This window comes from Neisseria sp. P0019.S003 (assembly GCF_051957115.1).
Taxonomy (GTDB): domain Bacteria; phylum Pseudomonadota; class Gammaproteobacteria; order Burkholderiales; family Neisseriaceae; genus Neisseria; species Neisseria flavescens_D.
The window spans coordinates 576,003-588,443 of the sequence record NZ_JBQCWT010000001.1 but is presented as its reverse complement, the minus strand read 5'-3'; the positions used below and the strand labels follow the sequence as shown (position 1 = coordinate 588,443).

Below are 12,441 nucleotides of genomic sequence, written 5' to 3'. Positions count from 1 at the left end.
ACTGTAATTGCGCATAAGAGTTAACATGTGTTAAATTATGGCAATTATTGTCATGATAAGAACATACAAAGGAGTAAAAACATGAACTTTCTGACCGCTATCAGTCGGCAAATGACCCGCTTCACCGCCCTGATTATCGTCCTTGCCTCCATCATAGCCTTTATTGAGCCTGCCACTTTTTCATGGGTAAAAGGCGATACGCAAGTCGTTGTGCTCGGCATCATCATGCTCGGCATGGGCATGACTTTGGGTAAAGAAGATTATCAAATTCTGGCACAACGTCCGCTCGATATTTTTATCGGCGCCATCGCCCAATACACGATTATGCCCCTGCTTGCTATCGGTATTGCCAAAGCCTTTGACCTTTCGCCCGGATTGACGCTAGGTCTGGTTTTGGTCGGTACCTGCCCGGGCGGCGTTTCGTCCAATATCATGAGTTTTTTGGCTAAAGGCGATGTGGCCTTTTCGGTCGGCATGACCACGGTTTCCACCGTCCTCGCGCCTGTGATGACGCCGCTGTGGATGACTTATTTGGTCGGACAAACCGTCGAAATGGACGGCTGGGGTATGTTCAAATTTATGCTGCTCGTTACCCTGTTGCCTGTCGTTATCGGTTCTGTCGCCAATATATTGCTGCATAAAAAACATTGGTTTGAAGACGTGCGCGCGATTATGCCAGCCGTTGCCGTTGTCGCGTTTGCCTGCATCGTTGGTGGCGTTGCTGCCGTTCATGGCCACCGCTTTGCTGAATCCGCCTTCGTGATGGTACTCGCCATCGCTGCCCACAACATTGGCGGCTACATCCTTGGCTATTACAGCGGCGCACTGACCGGCATGAACACCGCCAAAAAACGCACCCTTGCCATCGAAGTCGGCGTACAAAATGCCGGACTTGCCACCGGTTTGAGCGCTAAATTCTTCCCCGGTAATGCCGAGTCTGCCGTTGCCGCCGCCGTTGCCTGCGTTTGGCACTCTGTATCGGGAACGGTTTTGGGTAACTTGTTTGCTTGGTGGGACAAGCGTAAGCAATAAGCCGGTAAACATTGCCAGATAACAAAAGGCCGTCTGAAATATTTCAGACGGCCTTTTGATTGCTTTTTATCAATGCGCTTTATGCGTCGTGCTGTACACGATTTTGTCCGTTAAAGCCATGGCGAGGGCGGAAATCAGGAAACAGATGTGGGTAATACATTGCCACATGATTTGTTTTTCCGACAGATTGGCGGCGTTGAGGAAGGTTTGCAGCAGATGGATGGAGGAAATGCTGATGATGGACATCGACAGCTTAACCTTCAAAACCGAAGCATTGACATGGCTGAGCCATTCGGGCTGGTCGGGATGTTCGTCAACGTGGAGGCGGGAAACGAAGGTCTCGTAGCCGCCGACAATGACCATGGTCAGCAGGTTGGCAATCATCACGACATCAATCAGGTTCAATACGGCGATCATGATGGTGTTTTCATCCATAATGCTGAAATTGGATACCAAGTGCCACAATGATTTGAGGAACTTACAGGCATAAATGACTTGGGCGATAATCAAGCCTATATAAATCGGCAGTTGCAGCCAGCGGCTGGCGAAAATGAAATGCGCGAAGATGCCCATTCGGTCGTGGGCTGTGCGTTTGGTCGGGGAGGAATGTTCCATAAAATGTGTTGTGTGTAGGAAAGATAAGGGGCGGCATTTTAATGGAAAAATTTTTAAGCTGCAATTTGAGCGGCTGAATTTAAAAAGAAAGGCCGTCTGAAAACAGAATATCGTTCCTTGTTTTTCAGACGGCCTTGTAGGTTGTCAGGACAGGCAAACATGCGCAAAATCGCTTTGCTTTTTAGAGATGGACATCATGCTTGCAGATTCGTTTTTTTATTATCTGGTATTGGTCGGCTTTGCCGCTGGGTTGATGGATGCGGCGGTTGGTGGCGGCGGGCTGTTGCAGATTCCCGGATTGTTCAACCTATTGCCAAACGCTACGCCTGTGGCCTCGGTGATGGGTGTCAATAAATTTGCTTCCTGCTGCGGCACGTTGACCGCGACGGGGCAATATCTGCGCCGAATCCCCGTACCGTGGAAAATGCTGCTGCCTGCCGCGGCGTTGGCATTTGCCGCTTCATATTTGGGCGCGAAAACGGTGGTGTATTTCCCTGTGCAATACATGAAACCGGCAATGTTGGTCATCATGATTGCCATGTGTTTGTACACTTTTTTGAAAAAAGACTTGGGGCAGACGGTGCGCACTGAAAAGCTGACGCGCCGCGAAACTTTATGGGGCTTATTTTTCGGCGCGTTAATCGGGTTTTACGACGGCGTGTTCGGGCCGGGAACGGGCAGCTTGTTGGCTTTTGTGTTTGTCCGCTTTTACGGCTATGATTTTTTAGCGGCCAACGCCTCGGCAAAGGTCATCAATTCGACCACCAATCTTGCCGCGCTGACGTTTTTTATTCCGCAAGGCCATGTTGTGTGGGCATGGGCGATACCGTTGGCGGTGGCGAATTTATGCCGCGGCGTGGTCGGCGCGCGCTTGGCAATACGCGGCGGCACCAAGCTGCTACGTTATGGATTTATGTTGCTGCTGTGCCTGACCATTGGGAAGTTTGCTTGGGATTTATTGGGTTGATATCGAATGAAAAAAAGGCCGTCTGAAAGTTTCAGACGGCCTTTGCATTTTACAGTTTAACCGAATGCTCGCGTGTTTCGTGGAATACGATATCCGGCCAGCGTTCTTGTGTCAGATTAATGATTTGAGACGTTCTAACAACTGGAAAAAACGATTCATGAGTACATTCATTATTACAACCATGAGCGCATTCAGGGGAAACTAAAAGGACTGAGCTCTGTGAATTACAGAACTCAGTCCTTGAACTAAATCAGTCTAACTTTTGGGGTCAGATCATTTTACGGAGCTTTTTTTGTTGTGTGCTTTAAGCCATTTTTGCATTTGTTCAATTTCCGCTTGTTGTGCGTTAATAATATCCTCAGCAAGCTTACGCATCTCAGGATCCTTTCCGTATTTTAATTCAACTTCCGCCATTTTTACTGCGCCAATATGGTGTGGCAACATACCTGCTGCAAAAGCAACATCAGGATCTTTATATTGCGCAGCTGCCATCATGTCTTGATTCATTTGATCCATACCTTGCATTAATTCTTGTTGCATTGCAGAATCTGCCGACATTGACATATTCATGTGTGCTTGATGAGGTTGTCCATTAGCTTGGGCATAATTTGAAATTGCAATAGCGCTAAGTGTGATAAAAGTCATAAGTTTTTTCATGTTTTTAGCCTATGTGATAACTGAAGGAGCACAAATTATGAACTTTGACCTAAGGTTAAAGTCAACATTTATTCCGAAAATGTTTGGTGAGGTACTAAAAGCTAAAATAAGACAATATTTGAGCTGCGTTACGGATTTATGTTGCTGCTGTGCCTGACCATTGGGAAGTTTGCTTGGGATTTATTGGGTTGATATCGAATGAAAAAAAGGCCGTCTGAAAGTTTCAGACGGCCTTTGCGTTTTACAGTTTAACCGAATGTTCGCGTGTTTCGTGGAACACGATATCCGGCCAGCGTTCTTGCGTCAGGTTCAGGTTGACGCGGTTAGGCGCGAGGTAGGCGAGGTTGCCGCCAGCGTCTATCGAAAGGTTGCCTGCGTTGGCTTTTTCAAATTCCGCCAGTTTTTTCTTGTCTTCGCACGATACCCAGCGCGCCGACCAGATGGATGCGCTGTCGAACACGGCTTCTACGCCGTATTCGTTAGCGAGGCGCGAGGTAACGACTTCAAACTGCAATACGCCGACCGCGCCCAAAATCAAATCCGCGCCGCTCATCGGTTTGAAAACCTGTACCGCGCCTTCTTCGCCAAGCTGTTGCAAGCCTTTTTGCAGTTGTTTGATTTTCAGTGGGTTTTTGATGCGGACGCTGCGGAACAATTCGGGCGCGAAGAATGGGATGCCGGTAAATGCCAGTTGTTCGCCTTCGGAGAAGCTGTCGCCGATTTGGATGTTGCCGTGGTTCGGGATACCGATAATATCGCCGGCGTAGGCTTCTTCCACCAGCTCACGGTCGTGCGACATGAAGGTTACCACGCTGGAGGCGGCGATTTCGCGGTTGATACGCAGGTGTTTCATCTTCATGCCGCGCTCGAATTTACCGGAGCAGACGCGCAAGAAGGCGATACGGTCGCGGTGTTTCGGGTCCATATTGGCTTGGATTTTGAAGATAAATCCGGAAAATTTCGGCTCGTCCGGCTCGACCATGCGTACGGTCGCGTCGCGCGGTTTCGGCGCAGGCGCCCATTCAATCAATGAGTTGAGGATTTCCTGAATACCGAAGTTGTTAATTGCCGAACCGAAGAATACGGGTGTGAGTTCGCCGGCAAGGAATTCGTCGAGATTAAATTCGTTGGAAGCCGCCTGCACCAATTCGATTTCGTCGCGCAACTGTTGGATTTCCAATGGAAAGCGTTGTTCCAATTCAGGATTATCTATGCCTTTGATGATGTCAAACTCGTGCGGCAGGCGCTCGCCACCTGCGTTGAAGAGATAGATTTCATCGTTCAGGATGTGGTACACGCCCTTGAAGTTTTTGCCCATGCCGATCGGCCAGGTTACGGGTGCGCAGCGGATTTGCAGGATGTTTTCCACTTCATCCAGCAATTCCAGAGAATCGCGCACTTCGCGGTCGTATTTGTTCATGAACGTAACAATCGGCGTATTGCGCAGGCGGCAGACGTTCAAGAGTTTGATGGTTTGCGCTTCCACACCTTTTGCCGCGTCGATGACCATCAAGGCGCTGTCCACGGCGGTCAATACGCGGTAGGTATCTTCGGAGAAGTCTTGGTGTCCCGGTGTGTCCAAGAGGTTGACGGTATGGTCTTTGTAGTCGAACTGCATCACGGATGAAGCCACGGAAATGCCGCGCTGCTTCTCGATGTCCATCCAGTCGGAGGTGGCGAATTTGCCGGTTTTCTTGCCTTTTACCGTACCCGCGCTTTGAATCGCACCTGAAAACAGCAGCAGTTTTTCGGTCAGCGTGGTTTTACCCGCGTCAGGGTGGGAGATGATGGCAAACGTGCGGCGGCGGCGCACTTGGTCGAGGATTTCTTGGGACATGGTTTTCTTTGCAAAAAGTTTCAGGCCGCTTTTTCAGACGGCCTGAAGGATATGGGTGTTGGAAAACAGGCTAAAATAAGGGGTGTGCAACACGCCCTGCAATAGATTGAAAGATGCGGAATTGTACAAAAAAATGCTTGATAATTCAATGTTTGCACTAAGACAAAGGCCGTCTGAAAAGTTTCAGACGGCCTTATGCTATGAATCGATGATTAAATATCCATCGGTTTCCATTCTGCGCCTTTTACCGGCGGCAGCCATGATTGCGTACCGCTGGAGGCAAATCCCCACAAGGTGTCGGGTAAGCCGTAATGGTCGGCGCGTGTCGGGTCGAGTTGCGTTTCGATTTCATCTTCGCGGCCTTCACGGATTTGCGTGGCGATGTGCGGATTAATCATCACGGTTTTGCCCAATGCGATAAATTCTGCCCAGCCGGTTTCATAAGCGGCCAAAATTTGGTCGGCGGTAAACAGGTTGCCCACGCCGATAAGCGGCAGTTTGCCGTTGATGCGTTCGTGGATGAACTGCATACGGGTTTGGGCGGTATCGCCGCCGCGACGGATTTTTTTATCAAATTCCCACAAGGAAACGTGCAGATATTGCAGCGGTTTTTGTACCAATGCGTCAATCAGTGCGCCGGTTTCGATCATGGTTAAGCCGTTGTCGCCCGGTTCTTCAGGGGAGAAGCGGTAGCCGATAATGAAGTCGTCGCGCTGGTGTTTTTCACGGACGGCAACCACGGCATCGATAACGGCCAGAGGGAAGCGCATTCTGTTTTCCAAGCTGCCGCCCCATTGGTCGTTGCGGCGGTTGCTTTGGGCAGAGTAAAACTGTTGGATCAGATAGGTATTGGCACCGTGGATTTCCACGCCGTCAAAACCGGCACGAAGCGCCAAATCGGCGGCTTGTGCATAAGAAGCGATGAGTGCTTCGACTTCTTCTGCGGTCGCTTCGCGTGCGTGTTCGGCTTCGCTGGCGGAAGCGCTGATTTTGTCGAGACCGTCCAAAAGGTCATCAATGGCTTTGGAGCCGCCGTGATGGATTTGCAAAATCGCTTTTGCGCCTTGTTGTTGCAGGATTTGTGCGGTTTTTTTCAGGCTGTCGAGGCAGTGTTCTCCTGTGGCTTCAGGTTGGCCGTGAAAGGCTTTGCCGTCTTTTTGAACCAAAGTGGCGGCAGTGATAAACATGCCCATATCGCCTGCGCGGTTGCTGAGGAAGGTACGCTCTTGGTCGCTGATCAAACCGTCGGCTTGTGAGCCGAAATGGGTCATGGGGGCGACGACAAGGCGGTTTTTGATGGTTACGCCGTTATTGAGGGTGTATGTTTGAAAGAGTGGGGCGTATTTTGGATTCATGAGATTTTGCTCTTGATAAGTGAATGGTTGGCAGAGGATTGGGCCATTCGGGAATTTATCAAGTAAACAGGCCGTCTGAAAAGTTTCAGACGGCCTGTTTATTCTTTAAGCCTTAGGATTAAAGATTAGGATTGACAATGATTTTTACTGCGGATTCGTTGTTGTGGATCAAGCGCTCGAAGCCTTCGGAAATTAATTCGTCCAGTTTGATGCGTTGGGTGATGAAAGGCTCAAGGTTGATTTTGCCTTCTTCAACCAATTTGATGGTTTCGGCGTGGTCGTTGCAGTAGGCAATGGTGCCGCGCACGTCCAACTCTTTCATCACAACGCTGTGGACGTTGATGGTAGCGGGGTGGCTCCAAATGGATACGATGACGACTTTCGCAGTCGGACGGCACGCTTCGACCATGGTGTCCAGCACTTTGTTGACGCTGGTGCATTCGAATGCAACGTCTACGCCTTCGCCGTTGGTCAGTTTTTTCACTTCTTCAACGACATCGACTTCGGATGGGTCGAGGATGTAGTCGGCCACACCGGCTTCGCGTGCTTTGTCTTTACGTGCTTTGCTCAATTCGGTGATGATGACTTTGATGCCTTTGGCTTTCAGTACGGCAGCCAACAGCAAACCGATTGGGCCTGCGCCGCCAACTAATGCGACATCACCTTCTTTCGCGCCACTGCGTACATAAGCATGGTGGCCGACAGACAGAGGCTCAATCAAAGCAGCTTGGTCTAATGGGATTTTGTCGGAAATAGGGTGTACCCAACGGCGTTTAACGGCAATTTTTTCAGACAAGCCGCCACCGCAGCCGCCCAAGCCGATGAAGTTCATGTCTTTGGAGAGGTGGTAGTTGCTGCCTTCGCCGGTCGGTACGTCGTCGCGGATGATGTATGGTTCAACGACAACGTGTTGGCCGACTTTGATGTCGTCCACGCCTTCGCCTACGGCATAAACCACGCCGGAGAACTCGTGACCCATGGTTACAGGGGCTGACTCGCCGGAGATTGGGTGTGGATGACCGCAAGGCGGAATGAAAATCGGGCCTTCCATGAATTCGTGCAGGTCGGTACCGCAGATACCGCACCACGCAACATTGATGCCGACAGTACCCGGAGCTACGGTTGGCTCGGGAATGTCTTCGATGCGGATGTCGCCTTTGTTGTAAAAACGTGCTGCTTTCATTGTAACGCTCCTTTTTTTAAGTGGAGGCCGTCTGAAAAAGACGGTCAATTGGGGAAAGGGAAGCAGTGTGGCGTGTGAAATGTTTTTATTGATATGTTTTATGTTTGTTATTTTACTACTGATAATATGGAAATGGTTTGTCTTTGCTCAAATTAAAGTTTGTAAATGAAAAAAAAGGCCGTCTGAAATGGATAATCTGTTTTCAGACGGCCTGGGGCAATAGTTTGAATGCGTTATGGTGTAGGATTGTTACTTTTGCCGCGCTTCAGATGCTTTTGGTAGGCGATGACGTAGTCGGCCTTGCTTAAGCCAGCCAATACGCGGATGTGGGCGGCGGCGGATTTAGACATGGATTCCAAGGTATATCCGCCCTCCAGTACGGAAACGACACGTCCTTGACAGCTTGCCGTTGCTTGGACGATTTTGTGTGTCAGCCAGGCAAAATCGGCTTCATGCAGGTTCAGACGGCCTGTTTCGTCTTGTTTGTGCCCGTCAAAACCTGCCGAAAGCAACACCAACTCGGGGCGGAAGGCCGTGAGCTTGGGCAGCCATTGTTCGCGGATGGTCGTGCGGAAGATACGGCTGCCTGTGCCCGGTTTGAGGGGCGTATGCAGCATATTTTTATTGCCGGCGTATTGTTCCGCCTGAGGGAAGGGGAAGATGTCGGTTTCAAACAGGTTGAAAAACATCACGCGCGGATCGTCTTGGAGAATCTCCGCCGTACCATCGCCGAAGTGGACGTCGAAATCGATGACGGCGATGCGTTGCAAGCGGTATTGGGCAATGGCGTGCATCACGCCGGCGGCAACGTTGTTGATCAGGCAAAATCCGCCGGCGCTGTTGCTGTGGGCATGGTGACCTGGCGGGCGGATGGCGCAAAAAGCATGCCAGGCTTTTTTATTCATCACCATATCGACTGCCTTGACAACGGCTCCGGCCGCAAAACGGGCGGCTTGAAGGGAGTCGTGGCAGATGACCGTATCGTCATCGATGCGGTGGATTTTGCCGGGGAGCGGCTGGGCGGCTTCCAACTCGTGCAGATAGTTGCGCGAGTGGACCAATGCCAGCTGCGCATCTTTGATTTCCGGTGCTTCGGTGGTTTGCAGGCGACGCCAAATGCCTTCTTGTTTTAAGGCGGTTTGAATGGCGCTGATGCGTTCGGGCCTGTCGGGATGGTTGGACCCCGGCTGGTGCTGTAGGAATATCGGATGCGAAATCCATACGGTGCGGGCGTTTTTGCCAAACAAACGGCGTAGGCGGGTGCTGATGCGCCAAAGGATTTTTTTGAACATGGAACAGTATGTGTCGGACAAGTCGTAAAGACTGCTAAATATGGTTAATAAATACGGAAATACTTGGAAATTTTTCAGACGGCCTTTAGAATAGCTCAATTTTGCAGTCCAACCAATGTATTTGATTGCAGTGTGCAGTTTTTTACTTAATCTAAAACTTGAAAGAACGGATATATTATGAATCAAGCAGTGGCTCAATTTGCCCCTTTAGTGCTGATCATGGTGGTGTTCTACTTCCTGATTATGCGTCCTCAACAAAAGAAATTCAAAGCGCACCAAGCGATGTTGGCCGCTTTGAAAGTCGGCGATAAAGTCGTTTTGGCAGCAGGTTTCAAAGGCCGTGTGACCAAAGTCGGCGAGCAATTCTACACTGTCGACATCGGTCAAGGTGCGAAAATCGAAGTGGAAGTTGAGCGCAACGCGATTGCCGCGAAAGCCGAATAATCCGTTTTTTTGCAAAAAGCCGCCTCATTTTCCGAGCGCGGCTGTTTGCCTTTATAAATAAAGCAAAGGTTTACCATGAACCGTTATCCTTTATGGAAATACCTGCTGATTGCGTTCACGATTGTGGTTGCGGCTGTTTACTCGCTGCCCAACCTTTTCGGTGAAACGCCTGCCGTACAGGTATCGACCAACCGACAAGCCATCGTGATCAACGATCAAACCCAGTCTAAAGTGGATGCCGCGCTGAAACAGGCAGGTATTCAGACTGATGGTATGTTCATCGTCGACAACTCGCTGAAAGTGCGTTTCAAAGATACCGAAACGCAATTGAAAGCGCGCGACGTCATCGAAAATACTTTGGGCGAGGGCTATATTACCGCGCTCAACCTGTTGGCAGACAGTCCTGAGTGGATGGCGAAAATCAAAGCCAATCCGATGTTCCTGGGTCTGGACTTGCGTGGCGGCGTGCATTTCACCATGCAGGTGGACATGAAAGCCGCGATGCAGAAAACGTTTGAACGTTATTCCGGCGATATCCGCCGCGAATTGCGCCGCGAAAAAATCCGTACCGGCACGGTGCATCAGACTGAAAACGGTCTGACCGTGCCTTTGCAAGATGCTGCCGATGTACAAAAAGCCTTGCCTCAGTTGCAAAAATTGTTCCCTGAAGCCACTTTAGTTGCAGACGGCAACAATATCGTGCTGACTTTGTCTGAAGAGGCAATCAATAAAGTACGTTCTGATGCAGTTAAACAAAACATCAATACGTTGCACAACCGTGTGAACGAATTGGGCGTAGCCGAACCGGTTATCCAACAATCCGGCCTGGACCGTATTGTCGTACAGCTGCCGGGCGTGCAAGATACTGCCAAAGCCAAAGACATTATCGGCCGTACCGCGACTTTGGAAGTACGCATGGTGGAAGACGATCCGATCAAATTGCAAGAAGCTTTGAACGGCAATGTGCCGACCGGTTACGAATTGCTGTCAAGCGGTGGCGATCATCCGGAAACTATCTTGGTCAACAAACAAGTTGAACTGACCGGCGACAATATCAACGATGCGCAACCTAGCTTTGACCAAATGGGTGCGCCTGCCGTGAGCCTGAGCCTGGACAGCGCAGGTGGCAGCATTTTTGGCGAATTGACTTCGGCCAATGTGGGTAAACGTATGGCTATGGTGTTGATCGACCAAGGTAAATCCGAAGTCGTGACCGCGCCTGTCATCCGTGCCGCCATTACCGGCGGCCGCGTGGAGATTTCCGGCAGCATGACGACAGCCGAAGCCAACGATACTTCATTGTTGCTGCGTGCCGGTTCGCTGGCCGCGCCGATGCAGATTGTCGAAGAACGTACCATCGGCCCGTCTTTGGGTAAAGAAAACATTGAAAAAGGTTTCCACTCTACCTTGTGGGGCTTTGCCGCTGTTGCTGCATTCATGGTGATTTACTATCGCTTGATGGGTTTCTTCTCTACCATTGCCTTGAGTACCAATATCTTGTTTTTGGTGGGTATTTTGTCTGCCATGCAGGCAACGCTGACCTTGCCGGGTATTGCCGCCTTGGCTTTGACCTTGGGTATGGCGATTGACTCCAACGTGTTGATTAATGAACGTATCCGTGAGGAACTGCGTGCCGGTGTCGCACCGCAGCAGGCCATCAACCTCGGTTTCCAACACGCTTGGGCAACCATTGTCGACTCCAACTTGACCTCCCTGATTGCCGGTATCGCTTTGTTGGTATTCGGTTCCGGTCCTGTACGCGGTTTTGCCGTTGTACACTGTATCGGTATTCTGACCTCGATGTATTCATCTGTGGTCGTGTTCCGTGCTTTGGTTAACCTGTGGTACGGCCGCCGTCGCAAATTGCGGAATATTTCCATTGGTTCGGTATGGAAGCCGAAAGCTGAAATGGCAGAAGGCAAGGAGTAAAACATGGAATTATTTAAAATCAAACGCGATATTCCGTTTATGAGCTACGGCAAACTGACGACCTTTATTTCGTTGGTTACGTTTATCGCCGCCGTGTTCTTTTTGGTAACCAAAGGCCTGAATTTCTCCGTCGAATTTACCGGCGGTACGGTAATGGAAGTCCAATATCAGCAGGGCGTGGATGTGAATAAAACGCGCGAACGCCTCGATACGCTGAAAATGGGTGATGTACAGGTTCAGGCATTGGGTACGAACAAACACATCATGATTCGCCTGCCGAACAAAGAAGGTGTAACGTCAGCCCAGCTGTCCAACCAAGTGATGGATTTGCTGAAAAAAGACAATCCTGACGTTACTTTGCGCCAAGTTGAATTTATCGGCCCTCAGGTTGGTGAAGAATTGGTTACCAATGGTTTGATGGCATTGAGCTTCGTGGTGGCAGGTATTATTATTTACTTGTCCATGCGTTTTGAGTGGCGTTTTGCAGTGTCCGCGATTATTGCGAATATGCACGATATCGTGATTATTCTCGGCTGTTTCGCCTTCTTCCAATGGGAATTCTCTCTGACTGTCTTGGCAGGTATTTTGGCAGTTTTGGGTTACTCCGTGAACGAATCTGTGGTTGTGTTTGACCGTATTCGTGAAAACTTCCGTAAGCCGCATATGCGCGGTCACACTGTGCCGGAAGTCATTGACAACGCGATTACTGCAACCATGAGCCGTACTATCATTACCCACGGTTCGACCGAGGCAATGGTTGTTTCTATGCTGGTGTTCGGTGGTGCAGCCTTGCACGGTTTCTCTATGGCGCTGACCATCGGTATCGTGTTCGGTATTTACTCTTCCGTATTGGTTGCCAGCCCGCTCTTGCTGATGTTTGGCTTGAGTCGTGAGAACATTGCCAAAGAAGTGAAGAAAAAAGAAGAAGTTGTAGTCTAAACATTGCAATAATTCGATAAAGGCCGTCTGAAAATTGATTGAATCAGTTTTCAGACGGCCTTTTGTATTTAAATTTCAGAATATTTTGTTTTAATGAAATGAGAGGGGATAAATGTGACAGAAAAAGAAAAAAATAGGAACAATATAATTTTGTGATGAATCAAGTTTATTGTCTGATATCCCCTTAATTG

At 49.7% G+C, this 12,441-nt stretch carries 11 protein-coding genes and 1 pseudogene; 6 read left to right on the top strand and 6 right to left on the bottom strand.

Annotation, left to right across the window (positions count from 1 at the left end):
- Positions 1-81: 81 nt before the first annotated feature.
- Positions 82-1,032 carry a bile acid:sodium symporter family protein gene (locus ACTHTS_RS02765; protein ID WP_070583619.1) on the top strand — a complete coding sequence of 317 codons (951 nt, stop codon included), beginning with the start codon at positions 82-84 and terminating at the stop codon, positions 1,030-1,032.
- A 69-nt stretch (positions 1,033-1,101) separates the two neighbouring features.
- On the opposite strand, the gene ACTHTS_RS02760 is transcribed toward ACTHTS_RS02765, so the two are convergent.
- Entirely contained in the window at positions 1,102-1,647 is a 546-nt protein-coding gene (locus tag ACTHTS_RS02760; RefSeq protein ID WP_308887660.1) for a TIGR00645 family protein, read from the bottom strand.
- Positions 1,648-1,843: 196 nt separating this feature from the next.
- Between ACTHTS_RS02760 and ACTHTS_RS02755 the strand changes: the two genes are divergently transcribed.
- Both ACTHTS_RS02755 and ACTHTS_RS02750 read left to right on the top strand, forming a co-directional pair.
- Positions 1,844-2,614, top strand: a complete 771-nt coding sequence (locus tag ACTHTS_RS02755; RefSeq protein ID WP_440369137.1) for a sulfite exporter TauE/SafE family protein — start codon at positions 1,844-1,846, stop codon at positions 2,612-2,614.
- A gap of 138 nt (positions 2,615-2,752) precedes the next feature.
- A pseudogene (locus ACTHTS_RS02750) lies at positions 2,753-2,863 on the top strand (IS3 family transposase); the annotation flags it as partial.
- 24 nt (positions 2,864-2,887) lie between these two features.
- Here the strand turns inward: ACTHTS_RS02750 and copM are convergent.
- The 5 genes from copM to ACTHTS_RS02725 form a co-directional block, all read right to left on the bottom strand.
- Positions 2,888-3,271 carry a CopM family metallochaperone gene (copM, locus tag ACTHTS_RS02745; RefSeq protein ID WP_070843383.1) on the bottom strand — a complete coding sequence of 128 codons (384 nt, stop codon included), beginning with the start codon at positions 3,269-3,271 and terminating at the stop codon, positions 2,888-2,890.
- A gap of 241 nt (positions 3,272-3,512) precedes the next feature.
- Entirely contained in the window at positions 3,513-5,108 is a 1,596-nt protein-coding gene (locus ACTHTS_RS02740; protein ID WP_440369136.1) for a peptide chain release factor 3, read from the bottom strand.
- A gap of 212 nt (positions 5,109-5,320) precedes the next feature.
- Positions 5,321-6,463: an NADH-dependent flavin oxidoreductase gene (locus tag ACTHTS_RS02735; protein ID WP_440369135.1), complete on the bottom strand. Its 1,143-nt coding sequence runs from the start codon at positions 6,461-6,463 to the stop codon at positions 5,321-5,323.
- A 118-nt stretch (positions 6,464-6,581) separates the two neighbouring features.
- Positions 6,582-7,646, bottom strand: a complete 1,065-nt coding sequence (locus ACTHTS_RS02730) for a 2,3-butanediol dehydrogenase (protein ID WP_003745670.1) — start codon at positions 7,644-7,646, stop codon at positions 6,582-6,584.
- Between the two features lie 233 nt (positions 7,647-7,879).
- On the bottom strand, positions 7,880-8,938 hold the full coding sequence (locus ACTHTS_RS02725; protein ID WP_440345733.1) for a histone deacetylase family protein: 1,059 nt from the start codon (positions 8,936-8,938) through the stop codon (positions 7,880-7,882).
- 177 nt (positions 8,939-9,115) lie between these two features.
- Here ACTHTS_RS02725 and yajC point away from each other — a divergent pair, with 177 nt between their 5' ends.
- From yajC to secF, 3 genes are all read left to right on the top strand, one after another.
- Positions 9,116-9,382 (top strand): preprotein translocase subunit YajC, encoded by a 267-nt coding sequence (yajC, locus tag ACTHTS_RS02720; protein ID WP_003675720.1) that lies wholly within the window; start codon positions 9,116-9,118, stop codon positions 9,380-9,382.
- Positions 9,383-9,457: 75 nt separating this feature from the next.
- Entirely contained in the window at positions 9,458-11,311 is a 1,854-nt protein-coding gene (secD, locus tag ACTHTS_RS02715; protein ID WP_440369134.1) for a protein translocase subunit SecD, read from the top strand.
- 3 nt (positions 11,312-11,314) lie between these two features.
- Positions 11,315-12,250, top strand: coding sequence for a protein translocase subunit SecF (gene secF / locus ACTHTS_RS02710; protein ID WP_188213765.1), 936 nt, complete (start codon positions 11,315-11,317; stop codon positions 12,248-12,250).
- Positions 12,251-12,441: the final 191 nt, after the last annotated feature.